The organism is Microcoleus sp. PH2017_35_SFW_U_B, assembly GCF_020737865.1.
Lineage (GTDB): Bacteria > Cyanobacteriota > Cyanobacteriia > Cyanobacteriales > Microcoleaceae > Microcoleus.
The window spans coordinates 1-18,448 of record NZ_JAEQDE010000112.1; the positions used below are offsets into that span (position 1 = coordinate 1).

15 protein-coding genes and 1 tRNA gene are annotated in these 18,448 nt (G+C 45.2%); 9 read left to right on the forward strand and 7 right to left on the reverse strand.

All coding sequences use genetic code 11. The annotated features are described in order from the left end of the window. On the forward strand, nt 1-645 hold a 645-nt coding region (locus tag JGK36_RS27850), incomplete at its 5' end, for a WD40 repeat domain-containing protein (RefSeq protein WP_293198753.1). Between the two features lie 315 nt (nt 646-960). Beyond that, nucleotides 961-1,086, forward strand: coding sequence for a hypothetical protein (locus JGK36_RS27855; RefSeq protein WP_293185956.1), 126 nt, complete (start codon nt 961-963; stop codon nt 1,084-1,086). Nucleotides 1,087-1,095: 9 nt separating this feature from the next. Here the strand turns inward: JGK36_RS27855 and JGK36_RS27860 are convergent, their stop codons facing one another. Next, entirely contained in the window at nt 1,096-1,770 is a 675-nt protein-coding gene (locus tag JGK36_RS27860; protein WP_293198751.1) for a methyltransferase, read from the reverse strand. A gap of 50 nt (nt 1,771-1,820) precedes the next feature. On the opposite strand from JGK36_RS27860, the gene rfbC reads away from it, so the two are divergent. The 4 genes from rfbC (at nt 1,821) to JGK36_RS27880 (ending at nt 6,325) form a co-directional block, all read left to right on the forward strand. Next, nucleotides 1,821-2,366 carry a dTDP-4-dehydrorhamnose 3,5-epimerase gene (gene rfbC, locus JGK36_RS27865; protein ID WP_293198749.1) on the forward strand — a complete coding sequence of 182 codons (546 nt, stop codon included), beginning with the start codon at nt 1,821-1,823 and terminating at the stop codon, nt 2,364-2,366. Between the two features lie 3 nt (nt 2,367-2,369). Next, a complete protein-coding gene (rfbD, locus tag JGK36_RS27870) occupies nt 2,370-3,251 on the forward strand; it encodes a dTDP-4-dehydrorhamnose reductase (protein ID WP_293198747.1) in 882 nt (293 codons plus the stop codon). A 158-nt stretch (nt 3,252-3,409) separates the two neighbouring features. Continuing rightward, the gene (locus tag JGK36_RS27875; RefSeq protein ID WP_293198745.1) at nt 3,410-5,218 is read left to right on the forward strand and encodes a hypothetical protein; all 1,809 of its coding nucleotides are present in this window, start codon (nt 3,410-3,412) and stop codon (nt 5,216-5,218) included. A 132-nt stretch (nt 5,219-5,350) separates the two neighbouring features. Further along, entirely contained in the window at nt 5,351-6,325 is a 975-nt protein-coding gene (locus JGK36_RS27880) for a glycosyltransferase family 2 protein (protein ID WP_293198743.1), read from the forward strand. A gap of 184 nt (nt 6,326-6,509) precedes the next feature. On the opposite strand, the gene JGK36_RS27885 is transcribed toward JGK36_RS27880, so the two are convergent. The 6 genes from JGK36_RS27885 to JGK36_RS27910 all read right to left on the reverse strand — a co-directional run bounded on the left by JGK36_RS27885 (nt 6,510) and on the right by JGK36_RS27910 (nt 14,831). Continuing rightward, nucleotides 6,510-8,342 carry a DUF6798 domain-containing protein gene (locus JGK36_RS27885; RefSeq protein WP_293198741.1) on the reverse strand — a complete coding sequence of 611 codons (1,833 nt, stop codon included), beginning with the start codon at nt 8,340-8,342 and terminating at the stop codon, nt 6,510-6,512. 392 nt (nt 8,343-8,734) lie between these two features. Continuing rightward, nucleotides 8,735-9,082 carry a DUF5615 family PIN-like protein gene (locus tag JGK36_RS27890; RefSeq protein ID WP_293185967.1) on the reverse strand — a complete coding sequence of 116 codons (348 nt, stop codon included), beginning with the start codon at nt 9,080-9,082 and terminating at the stop codon, nt 8,735-8,737. Then, nucleotides 9,079-9,396: a DUF433 domain-containing protein gene (locus JGK36_RS27895; RefSeq protein ID WP_293185968.1), complete on the reverse strand. Its 318-nt coding sequence runs from the start codon at nt 9,394-9,396 to the stop codon at nt 9,079-9,081. Before JGK36_RS27895 ends, JGK36_RS27890 begins: the two co-directional genes overlap by 4 nt. A 200-nt stretch (nt 9,397-9,596) precedes the next feature. Continuing rightward, the gene (locus JGK36_RS27900) at nt 9,597-10,613 is read right to left on the reverse strand and encodes a PRC-barrel domain-containing protein (RefSeq protein ID WP_293185969.1); all 1,017 of its coding nucleotides are present in this window, start codon (nt 10,611-10,613) and stop codon (nt 9,597-9,599) included. Nucleotides 10,614-10,681: 68 nt separating this feature from the next. After that, complete coding sequence (smc, locus tag JGK36_RS27905; protein WP_293198739.1) at nt 10,682-14,500, reverse strand: chromosome segregation protein SMC; 3,819 nt, start codon at nt 14,498-14,500, stop codon at nt 10,682-10,684. Beyond that, complete coding sequence (locus tag JGK36_RS27910; protein ID WP_293185971.1) at nt 14,487-14,831, reverse strand: hypothetical protein; 345 nt, start codon at nt 14,829-14,831, stop codon at nt 14,487-14,489. Before JGK36_RS27910 ends, smc begins: the two co-directional genes overlap by 14 nt. A gap of 507 nt (nt 14,832-15,338) precedes the next feature. Between JGK36_RS27910 and murA the strand changes: the two genes are divergently transcribed. The 3 genes from murA (at nt 15,339) to JGK36_RS27925 (ending at nt 17,859) form a co-directional block, all read left to right on the forward strand. Beyond that, nucleotides 15,339-16,754, forward strand: coding sequence for a UDP-N-acetylglucosamine 1-carboxyvinyltransferase (murA, locus tag JGK36_RS27915; protein WP_293185975.1), 1,416 nt, complete (start codon nt 15,339-15,341; stop codon nt 16,752-16,754). Between the two features lie 172 nt (nt 16,755-16,926). Continuing rightward, on the forward strand, nt 16,927-17,799 hold the full coding sequence (locus JGK36_RS27920) for a M48 family metallopeptidase (RefSeq protein WP_293185972.1): 873 nt from the start codon (nt 16,927-16,929) through the stop codon (nt 17,797-17,799). Next, a tRNA-Leu gene (locus tag JGK36_RS27925) sits at nt 17,778-17,859 on the forward strand. Before JGK36_RS27920 ends, JGK36_RS27925 begins: the two co-directional genes overlap by 22 nt. Nucleotides 17,860-18,448 lie beyond the last annotated feature (589 nt).

Sequence of the window (18,448 nt, forward strand, 5' to 3'; positions counted from 1 at the left end):
TGCCAAACTGGTGAATGCCTCCAAACTTGGCAAGGTCACAGCGATTTGGTAAATTCAGTTGCCTTTAGTCCAGACGGTAAAACTTTGGCTAGTAGCAGTGCCGATCGAACTGTAAAGTTGTGGGATTGCCACAGTGGTGAATCCCTTGAGACTTGGCAAGGTCATAGCAATTTTGTATGGTCGATTGCATTTAGTCCAGATGGTAAAACCCTGGCTAGTAGCAGTGCCGATCGAACTGTAAAGTTGTGGGATTGCCATAGCGGTGAATGCCTTGAAACTTGGCAAGGTCATAGCAATTTTGTATGGTCGATTGCATTTAGTCCAGATGGTAAAACCCTGGCTAGTAGCAGTGCCGATCGCACTATAAAATTATGGGATTGCCACAGCGGTGAATGCCTTCAAACTTTTCAAGGTCATAGCGATACTGCAAGTTCAGTTGCATTCAGTCCAGACGGTAAAATTTTGGCTAGTGGCAGCTTTGATGCAACTATTAAGCTTTGGGATGTCAAGACTGGTGAGTGCATCAAAACGCTGATAGCTGAAGGACCTTATGAGGGTATGAATATCGCGGGCGTTACGGGTTTGACGGAGGCTGAAAAAGCGACGATCGCATCTTTAGGGGCTGTGTGCGATCCAGATTTGTAGAGATGCAATAATAAGGGCGATTCCCTACGGGATAGCTTCGCTTCACGGGCTTATTTGTTGGGTGGGGGCGGGTTTCATAGATTGATAGTTTCGATCGGATATCTTGGCGAACCCGCCCCTACAATAATTGTGAATTTACCGAACATTTTATGATGTTAAATTCGGGCGATTGAACCAATTTTTATCTGATTTTCGTAGGGGCGGGTTCGCCAAGGTTTACGATACAATACGATTGATTTCATAAACCCGCCCCGGCAGATTTTGGAGGGCGATCAAATTTAAAGAAACCGGGTTTTTCGGAGATTTAAGGCTGCGATGGGGATTTTGCCAAAAACCCGGTTTCTACCTAATTTCATCAACCTGTTCTGGTATAATATTAAGGGCGATCGCACTTATTGGCGATCGAATTCAGTCGGATCGGGCATAATATTGCGATCGTGAGTTTTTGCCTCAATTGTTTCGTTTCGATGCTTTAACAAACATTTGCCCTCCCAAAAACCGCCACAAAAAAGGCAATTTCAAGTAAATTTTTAACATCAAAGGCGAAGCCGGCCGCCCTTTCGTCGAAAATGGTAAAAACCTCGGTATAATTAGGTCTATTTCAAACCCGACAGTTTGTAAAAGCTCTTGCAGCGATAAATGGGTAATCGGTAATTGATGGTCGATAAAATCGTAATACTCTTTGAAAGAATATTTAAAATTTGGTTGGATAACTAAGAGAGAACTCTCCGGCTTCAGTGCTTCAAAGCAAAATGAGATAATTTGGATAAGTTCTTCTTTGCTGCGGAGATGTTCAAAAAAGTTCGAGATAAAAATGCGATCGAACTGTTCGTTAAAAGAAGTATAATTATCTAAATTAAGCACATCAATATTCAGCACCTTGACATCAGCATCAGCAAATAACTTGGAATCGGGATTCAGGTCAATTAAACATTTTTCGCCCGCTCGAATTTGATTGATAAACTCGCAGTAACCGCCGCCAATATCTAAAACAGCCGATTCTGGAGGAACATAATCTTGTAAAAATTCGTCAATTAAAACTTTCCAAAGTGCCACCTTGGCTTGCATCTGTCGGGAATCAAATCGGTTTGCATACAATTTTTTGAGATATGTGTCAGTTTTCATAGTAAGATAGCATAGACTGAGTATAAGTTTATCACGCGATACAGCCAACTATGAATGTTATATCTACAGAAATACCGGATGTTCTGATAATTGAGCCTAAAATTTTCGGAGACGATCGCGGTTTCTTTTTTGAGAGTTTCAATCACCAAGCTTTTGTCGAAAAAACAGGCGTGACGGCAGATTTTGTGCAAGACAATCATTCCAAGTCTTCTAAAAATGTGCTGCGCGGTTTGCACTACCAAATGCAGCACCCTCAAGGTAAATTGCTGCGGGTTGTTGCGGGCGAAATATATGATGTGGCGGTGGATATTAGAAAAAGTTCGCCGACTTTCGGACAGTGGGTGGGCTGTTTGATTAGTGCTGAAAATAAGCGGCAATTTTGGGTGCCGGCGGGATTTGCTCACGGTTTTTTAGTAGTATCAGACATTGCTGAGGTTTTGTACAAAACTACAGACTACTATGCACCGGGACACGAGCGGTGTATTGTATGGAATGATCCTGATTTGGCGATCGCCTGGCCGCTAGATGGTGCCGAACCAATTTTATCACCTAAAGACAAAGCCGGACAAACATTGAAAAGAGCTCAAGTGTTTTAGATAATGAAAATTTTACTCGCAGGCGGTAGCGGACAGCTAGCTCAAGAATTACAGCCCATACTATTATCTGTGGGAGAGGTCATTTCAGTCGATCGCACTTCCGTCGATTTATCCCAACCCGAAACCATCCGTCAAGCAATGGCTGACATTCAACCGGATGTAGTAGTGAATGCCGGCGCTTACACTGCGGTGGACAAAGCCGAAACCGAAGCAGACTTAGCCCACGCAGTCAACGGTATCGCACCCGGAATCTTCGCCGAAGAATGTGAGAAACTGGGAGCAAGTTTAATCCACTTTTCCACTGATTACGTATTTGATGGTAGCAGCGGTTCTGCCTATCTCGAAACAGATTCTACAAACCCATTGGGAATTTACGGGAAGTCCAAATTAGCAGGCGAGGAAGCAATTAGAAAAGCGGGAAACCGACATATTATTATTAGAACCGCCTGGGTTTACGGTAACGGCGGCAAAGGCAACTTTGTCAAAACCATGCTGAGATTGGGCAAAGATAGGGAAGAACTTCGGGTAGTAGCAGATCAGATTGGAAGTCCAACTTCGACGGCAGATTTGGGGGCTGCAACTGCCCAAATCATCCCTCTGCTTGGGCTAGAAAGTTTTGGGACTTACCAGTATACTAACAGCGGTGTGTGTAGTTGGTACGATTTTGCGATCGCCATTTTTGAAGAAGCAGAGAAACTCGGCTTTCCCCTCAAAATTAAGCGCGTAATTCCCATCACCACCGCCGAATATCCCACACCCGCAAAACGTCCCGCTTTTTCTGTACTTTCCACAGTAAAAATATCAGCACTTCTGGGAACCTATCCTCCCCACTGGCGGCAAGGGCTCAGACAAATGCTGGTTAAACAGTTGACAGTTGACAGTTGACAGTTGACAGATGTGCGAGTGACAGATGCCCGAAGTTTTTAAGACGGGATTTAAACCCCGCCTTAAAAACAATTTGCCTTCTAGGTAGGGGCTAACAACCATTAAATAAGTGAAATAAATAATTGAGTAAATCTTTAAAAATATCTATCTCCGAATTCATGAAAATCAAGAACCAATATGTTTTAATTATCACCTCAGTTATCGGCATTCTCATACCAGCGTCATATATTTTGTACTTGATATCCCAAGCGGGAGACTTGTCTAATTTTGATTATTGGTGGATGACTTGGAATTTTTATTCAGTAGACGGTTTCTCTACAAATCCTTTTAATTGGATATTTCGGGCGAATGAGCATTTTGTCTTGATTCCGGCGATTATCTATGGCTTGAATATTATTATCACCCAAGGTTCAAATATTGGTTTATGTTTGATTGCTTGGTTTTTGGCTTGGATTCAGTGCTATGTCTTGATTGCTTTACTACCTTTAAGATTAAGGAATTTTCCACTACAATTTATCTCAGTCATCCTGTGTATTTCTATTTTTAATTTTACTCCGGCGGCGGCACACAACTGGATGCGGGGATTCAGTGGCGTCCACTGGATTATTGCTAATTTATTTGTAATTTGTTCGATATTTTGTTTGCAATCCTATGTTAATTTATTATTAAATAGCAGAGAAGCACAACCTTTAGGTATTCATTCTCCGGCAAAGATTGGGAATGAGGGATGGCAACAAAACAAGTGGGTAATTGGTAGTATTGTTTTTGGGATTTTAGGTTGTATTAGTTACAGCACTCCTTTAGGTTTGTGGCCGATATTGTGTGGGGCTGCGATTGTGCTTCGGTTTCCTCGGCGGATAACTTATTTGTATTTTGCTGCTTCGATTGCGGTGATTGGTATTTATTTCTTAACTTACAAAACTCCGTCCAATCATCCTTCTTTAACTAAAATCAATCCGCTGAAAACTCTCGAATATATTCCGATTTATCTCGGGGGTATTTTTACCGAAAACATTATTGTTGCGTCAATTATTGGTATAATTGGTTTGATTGCTGTAACGGGTTTTGTGGGTTATTGGCTATTGGTAAAAAAGTCTGTGCAGCTTGGCTATCCTGTAGGAAATCGCCAAAATTGGCTGCCTTGGCTGTCCATCCAATTGTACACCCTGCAAACGGCTTTAATGGCCGCAGTTAGTCGATCGGGATTTGGAGTCGAACAGGCTACCGCTTCCCGCTACGCCACACTCCCAGCCTTGTTTTGGATGAGTACAATTATCCTCATAGTGCTTGCGGTGCGCGAGTTGCAGCCGAAACCGAGAATCCAAGGACGATGGCTGACACCGCTGTTTGCAGTCGTGACAGCCGCCGTGATTTTAATGTACGGGGTGGGCGGCGAAACTGCAATGGCGATCGCCCGCAGAGCAACCTATCAACCGCTAGTAGCACTATCATTGCAATTAGGCATCACCGACATCACCCTAATTAAAGAGAGAGTAGGAAACAAACCCGCCGCATTTGTCGGGTTAATCGATGCCTTAAAAACTAACAACTTAGTACCATTCAATCGAGACATCAAAAAATACAACTTTTGTGCAGCATTAGACACAAAAATCGACCCGAATTTACTCTCAGCCCCCAAAGACGGAGTACCCGGATATTTTGATACAATCACCAAACTCGCACCAGCCGCCGCCAGAGTAATTGGTTGGGTAGGAGATCCCGAAAATCATGTAAAATGTATTGTCATTCTCAACCAAGAAAATGTAGTTCGAGGTTTCGCTATGTCAGGATTTCCCCGCCCCGACTTAGTTAACTTATTTGGGGTAGCCTACGAATCCGCAGCTTGGAGAGGATACATTCAAACATCGCCAACCGATAAATTATTGACAGCCTATGCTTCATTCAAAAACCGCGAAGGTTGGGTAGCTTTGCGAAACTCCCAAGCGATAGACATCTTGCAAAAATAATTGGGACGATGCTCAAAGCCCATCCCACAATAAAACAAAAAATTGTGGGATGGGCTTCTAGCCCGTCCCCCAAAAATGATTAAAAGGACTTTTGCAATCTTCTCTAATCAATAACACTTACAAAAATCAGCTATGCAAAAAGATCTCAGCTTTGTAATTCCCGTTCACAATGAAGAAGCAACACTGAAATTACTGTTTGAAAAAATTACCATCGTCATGTCCCAAACAGGAATCGCAAGTTACGAAGTTATTTTCATAGACGATGGTAGCCGCGATGCTTCTTGGCGAGAAATTGTCGATTTAGCTGTTCAATTTCCCCAACGAATTAAAGCGATAAGAATGCGCCGCAACTTTGGCAAATCCTCCGCACTTTCAGCAGGATTTCGCAATGCAGCAGGGAAAATTATCTTTACTCTCGATGCAGATTTACAGGATGATCCCGCCGAAATTCCCAAATTTTTAGATCATTTAGAATTGGGATTTGATTTAGTTTCCGGTTGGCGAAGAAAGCGCAACGACCCGCTTTCTAAAACTTTACCTTCCCGCTTGTTTAATACAGTTGCGTGTTTGCTGACTGGGGTGCAAATGCACGACATGAATTGCGGTTTCAAGGCTTATCGCCGGGAGGTTTTGCATTCGATTAAATTGTACGGGGAATTGCACCGCTATATTCCAGCATTAGCAAATAATTTAGGTTTTAAAATTGGCGAAGTAGTTGTCGAACACCATCCGCGCAAACATGGCAAATCCAATTATGGCTGGGAACGCTACGCGCGGGGATTTATTGATTTGTTGACGGTGTTGGCGACGACGCAATATTTGCACAAACCGGGTCATTTGTTTGGCGGATTGGGGTTGTGTTTTGGCTTGGTGGGAACTTTTTCGCTGAGTTATTTGATTGTGATTTGGTTTCTGAATTTAGCCGGGATGCACTTTGGGCCGATCGGGAATCGACCTTTGCTATTTTTTGGGATTTTGTGTACAATTCTGTCGGTGCAGTTGATTTCTTTGGGGATTTTAGCTGAGTTGATTGCGCGGAATGTGGCTGCTGATTATGTGGATAAGCAGATTTGCGAAATTATTGATGATTCGGGTTTTGATATTTAACTGTTGATAAGATTCGGCGGTTGAAACCGCTTCTATACAAACAAAGTCGGCGCAACGCCCGACTAAATGAACTGGTAACGAGTAAAATTCTCTCTCTTTTTCTTCAGTCTCGCGTTGCGCGGACTTTGTTTGTATAGCCGCGAATTCTATTCGCCGGGAAATTGCGGTTGAAACACATTTGATATTATCGGATTTTAAAGATTATCCATTTACCTTGTTTATCTACTATTTCTCCTTCAATGTTTGGATGCCAATCGCTGCGAGTCAGGATATAATCGGCATGATATTTTTGGGCTACTTTGACTAAATCTGTACTGCTGCGACGGCTGAATAAGTCGTTCCCTCCCCAAATCATTTGCGGATTTAAGGGAACTCCTAAAACGGCTTCCATGCGATTTTGCCACTCTTTGATTCCTGTTTCTGTCAAGGGAAAGTTCTTAAAATTAACTACTATAGCTCGCTGAGAGTAAAACTGGAAGCTGGTAACTGAAGGTGGAATTAATATGAGTGCATCTTGATTGCTAATTTGCGAAAAGTGTAAAGCTAATCTGTTTAAGTCGTCGCTGGGAACTACATTAATATTAACTCTTTTTTGAAATATTTCTAACATTGGCTTTGGTAAAATCCCTCCTACTCCAAAAACTAAGATGGCGGTAGTTGCCAAAGCTAAAATATGGGTTACTATTTGTGTGAGTGGTGTAGATATAGATGTTTGTTCTAAAATGAAAGGCAAGGCAAGAATTGAAAAGAGGATAGGTATGCTAATTAGGCGATTGCCGATTATTTCCCACGAATCAGTCACCGGATATATCAAACTAAAAATCAACGTTACTGCTGTAAAAATCCACAGCAATATATTGTATCTCTTGGGAAATACGTAATTTCTGGTTTGCCAAACTGATAATCCGAGGAAAATTACACCTCGAAAAGGCAAAGTCAGTACAGATAGCAGCAGCAAGCTAACAGCTATTTTTTTATTGGTGTAAAGCCTATCGATGGTTAAACTAACAGCAATAAATATAATTAACTGAGCAAATGGAACAGTTCTCGCCAATTGCAGTTTGGCGATTAAAGCCAGCGGGTAAACTTCTACAAATACGTAGTTTAGGAACAGCGCGAAAATTGACGTGCTAACAATTATGTAAAAATTAATCTTGTCTTCTTTTTGGAGTAAGTCGGTATTTTTGATGCACAGCAAGCCGCCACTGATGAAACATATAAAGTTGAACCAATTCCCAATAGTCCAATTTGAGGGGAGGATGTGGTGAGGATTGCGGACTTTGGCGTGGATGAATACAAACTCGGCATTGTCGATGGTTTGAGTGCCGGTAGTACCTGCCAATAACATGGGTACGTACACTATACTTGACATTGCTGCTAAAAGTGCGATCGCCCAAATCAACGTTTTGAACTTTCGCTCTCTTACAGATTTTATCAGTAAAACCGGAACCATCATCAATCCCGGCAGCAAACCCACTAAAAATTGCAGCAGACAAGCCAGTCCAAAAAAGAAATATCCAGTCAACCATTTCTGACGCAAACTAAAATAAATTCCCCAGATTGCGACACCCATTGCGAAGGTACTCGGTACTGATTTTGTGGAAAATATCAGCGTGTTTCCCACATCTGTAAATGATGCGGCTAAACACAAGAAACTCATTGCTGCTACTGGCAGTTGTGAATTAGTATATATTCTGATAATTGCCCGACAAGCTAGGATAACTGAACTAAAGGCTAGGAATTGATAAATAAAATGTACTAAGGGGATGCTTAACCCTAGGCTTGCTAACAAATAAATGATATGATAATAATAGTATCTCGGATTTAATTTAACCATTTCCTGAACGTGATAGTCATTTTTGTAGAGTTCAGGATTGAGCAGCGATTGGATTTGTGGCAATTCGGGAAAGTTGCCTCCTATCGGGAACTTATACCCTACTGCTATGAATGAAGCGATGATGATAACAGTATAGAGAGATAGATTAAAATTCCTGTTTGATTTTTCAGTTTTCTGCATTGACGGTTCATTTTTTTTGAGCTGATATTAAATATATTTGTGAAGGGGCTTTTTTGTGAGCCGCAGAGGCGCAGAGGATTCAGAGGAGGAAAAAGAGCGAAAGCAGGATCGAATTTATATCTATAGTTTTTGTAGGATGGCTTAACGAGTATCTGTAATATAAACCAATACTGTTCAGTTAAACAAGCAATTGCTCCGCGCGCACATCAGTTAATCGAGAAGCGTCATAGTCTCTGCGATTGCTTCGCTCGCTCGCAATGACATCCTTTGCTAACTTAACCAGTATCTGTAATATAAGGTAGAGATTTAATAAGTCTGCCCCGGCCGGAATATTGCCAATGAAATACTGGATATGATATCACGGACTGGGGATCTCGCTATTTCGGGTTTTGCTACAAAGGCAGGTACTGCACGCAGTTAGCTAAATCTTCAGATTCGTTAACCTTAGCGATGATTTCCAAGTCACGAATACAATCACCAACAGTTACACTTTTTTGCTGAGCGTAGATGACGCCAGCAAAATTTATTCCTTCTTGCTGGCGACGGTTTGCTATGGCTAAAAAATCCTCATCTTGGGTAAAAACAACGCGCTGAAGCTCGGCTGCGCGATCGAGTATAATAGTGTCGGGCATACCTGTTCTACCGTCGTCTTGAACCGTCAGAACATCTACATCCCGAAACTGCAATCCCACCGTAATTGCCAAGTGGATATGTTCGTCCATATATAGCGCTATGCTCATTTAATTAGTCCCTGGGCACGCAGTTTCTTAGCCAAAGCAGATTCGCCAGCCTCTAATCGCAACTTTTCGGCATACTCAAACCTGCGCTGCATATCTGCATCAAGCTCTTGTTTGTGATCCCAATAATAAGCAAAAGCAGAATGAATTTGGCTCATTGTCAAATATCGGTGGTTGAGGTGCAACTCCGCTGGACTCCACCCGTAAGCGATATGAGCTTGTACTAATTCAATCACTTTCATTGTGGTTCCGGCGATGAGAGGAACGTTCTTCTCATCTAATTCCACATATTTGTATTCGGTTGCAGTTAGCGGCATAATTTACCTCGTTAATGAATGCAATTTAATTATACTCAAAGGACTTTAGTCCTTTGAGATGAGGACTAAAGTCCTCACTACAAACACGCAACTGCACATCACATAATATCAAAACAAAACCCGCAACAGCGGGCTTTCCAGGATTTTCTCGGACAGGGATTTCCTATGTTAAACCACTGGTTTCAACCAGTGGATTAATCCTAATAACCAGGCTCTTCCTCGTACTCAGGAGTCTTAGTCTTCTCAGGGATATTCACCCGAGGAGCCTGGTAAGGCTTCGATGCTTCATCGTCAGCCCAAGCATCCGCCTCCACATCATCCTCGTACTCGTACTCCACCACGACAGGCTCCTTCGGGCGAGAAACCTGAGGGCTGTACTGCTTCTCTTCGTACTCGTCTTCCTCGTAATCGTCCTCGCCGCCCCAATTATCCTCTTCATACTCATCATAATCGTCTATCTGCTGAGGCTGCGGCATCGCGCGCATCTGCTGCTGTCGTACCGGTGGGCGATTCCACTGGGAATCCTCATCCCAAGGAACCTCTTCTACCACGGGTGCTGCTACTCGGCTTCGCATTTCCGGTGCAGGAATCCGCACGCCCGGGCCCAATTGATGGTCTGTAGCCACAGGTTTGGGATAATAGCCTTGTTCCTCCTCGTCGCGTTCCCAAGGTGCTTGTCCCAAACCGACGCGCTCTAGCAAACCCACGCTAAGCTGCCTCAGCCTTTCCTCGGAACCTTCAAATACAATCAAGCGGTTGGGGCCGCTGCTGACAATTTCTTCAATCCCCAACTCGTAGGTACTGAGAACTTGGTCGGGGATTTGGGGGATTCCGAGGGAAGCGATGACGATAGAAACTAATTTACCGTCTTCCGGGTCGAATCTAAAGCCCCGCACCCTTCCCAAAAGTTCGCCGGTTTCGGTAATCACTTCGCTGTTAATCAAAATGCTGTAGACTTCAACATCGACATCATCTTCGATCGCACTTTCATCTTCCACCAACAGCACGTCGCCAATTTCGCTGACATTACTGAGGAACATAAACTTTGGTAGTCCAGCGATCGCAAATATATTATCACGCAGACCGATCGCCACAACTTCCCGGCGATCGATGTCTACCCACAATTGACTAACTACACCCAGGCGTTTACCTCTGTCGCGGGTGATGACTTGAGTGCCGAGAATATCGGAGCGTTGGCAGATTTGTTCTGATGTCATTCTAAGTTTAATCCTGATTTATTGAGTACATATATTACTGAACACGTTCATCACCAGACGCTCCGGGACTACAACTTCAGTCCTATGACTTGAGTATAAGCTCCCCGTGCTTGAGTAACACCAATTGTACGCTCAGCCGATTGAATCATAGGTCGCCGCAAACTCACAACAATAAACTGGGCTTGTTCAGACTGTCGTTTTATCATTCTAGCTAATCGCTCCACATTTGCCCCATCCAAAAACATATCCACTTCATCAAAAGCGTAGAACGTAGACGGGCGGTAGCGTTGCAGCGCAAAAATAAAACTCAGCGCCGTCAGCGACTTTTCACCTCCCGACATAGAAGCCAGCCGCTGTACGGGTTTCCCCTTCGGGTGAGCCACCAAATTCAAACCGCTGCTGAAGGGGTCTTCTTGGTCATCTAGCTGGAGATAGCCGTCACCTTCGGAAAGTTCCGCAAAGATAGTCTGGAAGTTCTCGTTAACCGCATCGAAAGCTTCTTTAAAAGCGCGCCGCCTGAGCGTGGTAAAATTTTCGATTCTCAACAAAAGTTCAGTGCGTTCTCCTGCCAATGTCGTCAATTTTTGACTCAATTCTTGCAGGCGTTCTTGAGTGCGGTTGTACTCTTCCAATGCTAGCATATTCACCGGTTCTAAAGCTTGAATGCGTTTGGCGATCGCCTTTACTTCTTGCTGCAATTCCGTCAAATTGGCTTTCTCTACATTTTCAGGAATCGACGGCACCGGATCGGGCATTTCCGCTCGCTGCGTTTCCATGAGAGTGCGGACGGCGGCTAATTGTTCCCGGCGTTCTTGCTGAGTTTCGTGCAGTTTTTGCAACTGCCATTGTAACTGTTGTTTTGCCAAATGTTGCTCTCGCAGTTGCGATTCTGCGCGATCGCGTTCTCCCTTCTCCAAACCCAATTTCTCCTCAATTTGGGCCAAAGCCGCCTTAGCTGCTGCAATCTGTGCGTCTAGTTCTAACTGCTGCGAAACAATCCGGTTTACAGCATCAGTTCCCGCATTTTGCTGCACTTGCCATTCCTGCAATTTCTCGCTGCCTTCCTTAATTTTCTCTTCCAAGCGCCCGAATTGATTTTGCAAGTCTCCTTGGCGCTGCTGGGCGTTTCTCAGAGCCAATTCGCGCTCTTGCAGTTGCGCTTCTTGAGCGCGCAAACCCGACTGCATTTGCTGCCATTCGCTGTGACTGTTCGACTCTTCCAACTGCGCCAAAGTTTGGCGGTACTGCTGCAATTGAGTTTCCTGTGCGGGCAATTCCCTCGCAAGCAACTGCAATCGCGATCGCGAATCAGTCAATTCCTGAGTATTTTTAGCAATTTGCGATCGCACTTGTTCTTGTTGCGCTTGCAAATTCTTTATTTCCGACTCCAACTGTTCCAAGCGCAACTGATGTTCGCGCAAATTCTGCTTCGCCTCCATCAATTCTTGACTGCGAGTTTTGACAGCAACAGCAGCGCGATCGATCGCAATTTTGCACCGTTCCAAAATCCGCTCAATTTCCTCAATACGTTCTTGCAAAGCAGCAATTGTCCGCGCTTCATCCGCAGCATCAATAGCATCAACCGTACCAAAATGCAAAGTAGATCTATTAGTAGAACTTCCCCCAGTCATCGCGCCGCTAGTTTCCAGAATTTCCCCATCCAAAGTGACAATCCGGTACTGTCCCAAATAGCGGCGGGCATCAGTAAGATTGCTAAACACCACCGTACTGCCAAAAACGTAAGCAAAAATCTCCTGATAGCGCGCATCGCACTCAATCAAATTCACAGCCGCATCCAGAAATCCAGCCGCGCGCCGCAAATTTTCATTCACCGAAAACCTGCCGCCTCTAATCTTATTCAAAGGCAAAAACGTCATCCTTCCCGCCCGTTTTTGCTTCAACAATTCGATCGCAGCAGCACCCACACTGTCATTTTCCACCACCATATTACCCATACGGCCGCCCGCCGCAATTTCCAGCGCCAACTGAAAGCGCGGTTCCACCCTGCCCAGTTGAGCCACCAAGCCACAAACTCCGCCAATTCCGCTTTGTGCGATAATTTTTGCAGTAAACGTGCCGCTCGCTTCTTGCTGGGCTTGAAACTGCACTTCTAGCTTATCTAACTTGCGCTGTCTTTCCCGCTGTTCTTCCAACAAACGAGTTTGAGTTTCCTGTTGCAATTGCAATTCTTGTTCGGCTGCGACTACAATCTGATTCAGCGATTCTACTTGCAAAGCAGCAACTTTTTGGGTTTCCCCAAGGCTTGATTGCTGATTTTTTTTTGCTGTAATTTCCTGTTCCAATACTTGCAGCGATTGGTTTTGTTCTTGAATTTGACTTTGCAGGCGATCGGCTCTTTCACCAATAGTAGCTTGTTCGGTGCGCTGCGGCTCCAAAGTTTGCTGAATTGTCTCGATTTGGCGGTGCAGTTCCGTTTGTTGCTGTACCCAAACTTCGGCCGTCGAGGCGATCGCATTTGCAACTTCCCGACTCTGATCTAAACTTTGTTGGGCGGCGTCGCGCTGTTCCTGAAAAGTACCTATTTGAGACATCACATAGGATATTTCAATCTCAATTTGCTCCAAACTTTGCCGAAACTGCCGCACTTCTTCCTCAGTTTGTGCTATATTAGCCGCCATTTGTCCAGCAGTTGTTTCCAAATCCTGTTTGCGATTTTGGAGTTGCCGCCGTTCCGCTTCCTGAGTGGCAATACTTGCTTGCAAAGCCAACAATTCCGACTCGCCCAAAGCTTTAACGCGAGCATTCAGCGCGTCAAGTTCAGCGGTTGCAGCTTGAATTTGGGTGGTAATGGCTTGCAATTGTTCGGTGAGAGATGTAGAATTGCGATCGCCCGTTTCGATTTGTTCGCGCAGTTTCCACTCTTGCTTTTGCAACTGACGGAACTTGAGAACAATTTCCCACTGCGACTTCTCTTGAAATTCCGCCCGCAACTTTTGATATTTTTCCGCTTTTGCGCGATCGTTCGCCAGTCTATCGCGCTGAGAAATCAGTTCTTTTTCCACAATCCCGCTGCGTTCTTCAACTTCCTTAACTTCATCCAACTTCTGCCGTGCGAGAGAGATTTTGCGATCGAATTGAGCCACACCTGCCAATTCATCAATAATTTCGCGGCGTTCCTTAGAATTCATCGAAATAATGCTAGTAACGTCTCCTTGCAAAACAACGTTATAACCTTCGGGATAAATTCGCAAACGGTTAAGTTGTTCGTGCAGTTGAGTCAGCGTGCAAGGTGCGCCATTAATGTAATAATTTGACGTATAAGTTCCTTGACGAGTGACTCGGAGTTTGCGCGTCACACTCCACTCATCCGATTTTGGATTTTGGATTTTGGATTTTCGATTGTTAGCGAGTAGTTGTCCGTTGTTTTCTTGACTGGTGGCGATTTCTATTTCTTCGACTTCTTCAACAGATAACTCATCCGATTTTGGATTTTGGATTTTGGATTTTGGATTGGATGATTGTCCGTTGTTGTCTTCAGTTTCTGGAATTTCGACTGCTTCTACGTCTTCTGCTTCAACAGACTCAACAGACAAATCATCCGCTGCCTTTTCTACCTCATCCTCATCCTCATCTTCATCCTGAGCGAACCATTCATCACCCACATCTTCCAGCGCAAAAGTAGCAGTCACGCTAGCCTCAATCGTACCGCGCTTATTTTGGGCGCTGTTCACCAAATCCGGCAAACGTTCAGCCCGCATTCCCTTAGAAGTCGAAAGTCCCAGACAAAACAGCAAAGCATCGAGGATATTGGACTTCCCTGAACCGTTGGGCCCGGAAACCACAGTAAAACCAGGCAGCACGGGAATGGACGTTGTGCCGCCAAAAGATTTAAAGTTAGTTAGTTCGATCCGCTTAATGTGAACCATTTGCTAGCACTAACTTTGGCTCTAGGGTGTTGTCACAGGTTAGCACAGGCATTGGGGCGATCGACAACGTGCGAACTTCTCGGCATTGTCGATCGAGTTGACATCCTACACCTTTGTCGATCGTCCCATCGGCCCGTACTACAAAATAGCTTATTGAGAATAGCACCACATCTGCATCTCGATCGACAACCACAAACAAAAGTAAATCTTGATACAGATAACTCCATAGGACTTGATCGATATTATTCGTGCGATCGTAACCTGAAACCCTCACCCAGCCACAATGGGAGCAAGTATAATACCAGGAATTCTTAACATCCCCCCTGGACATATAAAAACTTTCCGGTAAAATCGAACCAAAATTAACTCAATTGGCGTAAGTCCCACGCTGTAATTGTACTCAATTCAGCATTGGGATATAAGCTAAGCAAGGTCTATGAAAAAAAAGCGACAATTTCCTCAAAAGTCTAAGATATAAGTGGTTGCGACCCACCCACTCGACTGCAAACAACAGGCTACAGTAGCAGTAAAATGCTTGGCCCCGGACAACTGCGAGAGAAAAGGGGAAAGAGCAGACCGCTGGTTGGTAAGGTACGTCCCACCATAAAATATAATCCAAGTTTGTTGTACGAAAATAGTTTTTTGCCTTGGGAAACAGGGCTTCTGCGTGGATTCCCTAGGTCGGGATAAAGGCCGTAAAAAGCCAGAGATGCTGTGTCAGACTTGGATCGTCTTCAGTGACGAATACCCAGAAATGGGTATACCCAACAGAGCAACGGCAAACGATACACGAAGCCCGAACTATAACGGTATTTCGTTTAGTTTGGGTATTTCACTAATGTATAAAGTAACGAAGCGCATTATGGAGGGCAAACCCATTACACCAGCTCAAAACTCATCTAACCTGTCCGCTTCACCAGAAAGCGACCAACAAGTATTACAAATTTGGGGTCGCCAGCCCCTGAAAGGACACGTCAAAATCAGCGGCGCCAAAAACTCGGCCTTAGTAGTCATGGCAGGAGCTATACTATGCCCTGACGATTGCCACATCCGCAACGTTCCCGCATTGGTCGATGTCGCCCGCATGGGGCAAATTCTCTCGGCTGTAGGAGTCAAAGTACAGCAGAATGGCGATACTTTAGACATCAACGCCAGCAACCTCCTGGATGCTCAAGCCCCCTACGAATTAGTCAGCCAACTGCGGGCGAGCTTCTTCATCATCGGGCCCCTGCTAGCGCGTTTGGGATTTGCCAAAGTGCCATTACCAGGTGGTTGTGCCATCGGCGCGAGGCCCGTAGAACTCCACGTTCGGGGCTTGCAAGCTCTCGGCGCCGAAGTCCACATCGATCACGGTACTGTTAACGCTTACGTCAAAGGGCCGAACCGCCGCTTGAAAGGAGCCAAAATTTATTTGGACTACCCCAGCGTCGGCGCCACTGAAACTTTGATGATGGCGGCGACTTTAGCGGAAGGAGAAACCGTAATTGAAAACGCGGCTCAAGAACCGGAAGTCGTCGATTTGGCGAATTTCTGCCGTGCGATGGGAGCAAAAATTCAAGGCGCGGGCACAAATACGATCGTCATTTCGGGAGTTGAGAAACTCCACGCGGTAGACTATGCAATTATTCCCGATCGCATCGAAGCCGGAACATTTTTATTAGCAGGAGCCATCACTCACTCAGAAATCAGTTTGTCGTCGGTAATTCCCGACCACCTGACCGCAGTTATTGCCAAATTGCAGACAATGGGGGCGAAAATTATCGTAGAATCCGACATTGTGCGGATAGTTCCCGGCAAAATTCACACCGCCACAGACATCGAAACTCTGCCTTACCCGGGTTTCTCCACAGATATGCAAGCTCCGTTTATGGCTTTGCTGACGCTGAGCGAAGGAGACAGCTTGATCAAAGAAACCGTATTTGAGAACCGCTTGCGCCACGTAGCAGAACTCAACCGCATGGGCGCCGACATTCGCGTTAAAGGCAATGTCGCCGTAGTGCGCGGAGTCCCAATGCTGTCGGGTGCGCCCGTAGTCGCAACAGATTTGCGGGCTTCGGCGGCTTTGGTAATCGCGGGACTTGCAGCCGATGGTGTCACCACCATCAGCAGCTTGCAGCATTTAGATCGGGGCTACGAGCAGTTAGAGATGAAACTCCAAAAATTGGGAGCCAAGTTGCGACGAGTCAAAGAGGGCACAGACCCGGCGACGGCTGAGGCTCCTGTCAATCTCGTGCGATCGAGTTTAAACTGTTAGTTAGTAGTTAGTGGTTATTTGTTATTGGTTGTCGGTTATTTGCGGTGCCCGCTCGCTTAGTCGAAGGGTCGAAGAGTTATTATTTATTAGTTATGAGAACTAATAAATAATAAATAACAAATAACAAATAACAAATAACCACTGCCAACTGCCCAATGACCAACTGACTAAAATGTTAAACATCCCCCTCATCGGTTTAAAAGCAGACCAGTTTCGGCACCCGCTGGACTTGGAAGCCACCAACGCGCTCAAACAACTGCCCGGACTAGATTTGATGGTGCGGCAGTTGCTGGGACAACTTGGCGAACAGTTTTTCATGCTCGAAAATCTGGCTTCCAGCGTCCTAGTCAGCGAAAATCAACTGCCGCACCTGCATCAATTGCTAGTGGATGCTTGCAAAACTCTGGATTTGGAAGTACCGCAGCTTTATGTCCGCCAGCATCCGATGCCCAATGCTTACACCTTTGCGATGCGGGGAAAACAGCCGTTTGTGGTGATGCACACTTCGCTGATTGATTTGCTCACCGACGAGGAAGTGAAAGCCGTAATCGCTCACGAGTTGGGACATTTGAAGTGCGAACACGGAGTTTATCTGACTCTGGCTAATTTAATTGTATTGGCCGCCGGTCAAATTTCGCCTTTGGGAACCGTATTCGCCCAGGGTTTGCAGACGCAAATGTTGGAATGGTTGCGCTGTGCAGAATTTACGTGCGATCGCGCCGCCTTACTCGCCACCCAAGACCCCAGAGTGGTAGCATCGGTGTTGATGAAACTGGCCGGAGGTTCGCCGACGTTAGCACCGAAACTGAATCTCGATGCGTTTTTGGCGCAAGCGCGGGCCTACGACGACCTCAGCAGCACTGAACTCGGGGAAATGCTCAAGCAAGCTCAAACGGCTCAGTTGTCCCATCCTGTACCAGTATTGCGCGCCAAAGAGATCGATCGCTGGGCAAGTTCAAAAAATTATGAATCTTTGCTTGCAGAAAGTCGATCGGCGTGTTATGATGGTGAAACCACCAAAAAGGGCGGGTGGCGAAATTGGTAGACGCATCAGACTCAAAATCTGACACCGAAAGGTATGAGAGTTCGATTCTCTCTCCGCCCATTGCTCAGACAGCTTATGGCTACGCCATTTAGGAATCTCACTCAATCTCTGGTTGATGATTTCCGCTCATTTTTCGCTCATCTCGTCTTTCAGTTTAACGAAAAAAAAGAGGCATAACCGCCCCTAATGTTAAGATTTATGACCCGCCCTTAACCGGACGGGTTTTGTTTTGCCTGCCCCCTATTCCGGCGCTGGCTAGCCAAGCTGGGAATAGAGGGAGAACAGGTACAAAAAACCGCCCAGTTAAGGGCGAATAAGGTTAGGGAGGGGGGTTAGATGTCAAGGTGTAATCAAGGACAGTAAATCATCTATCTGTAGCCCATAAATTTCACTTACAAGTGCTAACGTCTCGGGCGTAATTCCGATTCTTACTAAAGCTTTGAGCGCACCTTCTAGAGGCAATTGGCGATTCGTCATGCTGTCTATTGTCGCGATACGAGTATTAGTTGCCTGATGCTTTGCATACACGGATTCATTCATTGCGATTGAGTGACCAAGAAAATGGGATACAAGCCCCGTCCTTTTAGGACGGCTTTTCTTGATTTCTAATATACTCTTTCAATACTTCTAAGGGTGCGGCACCAACGGA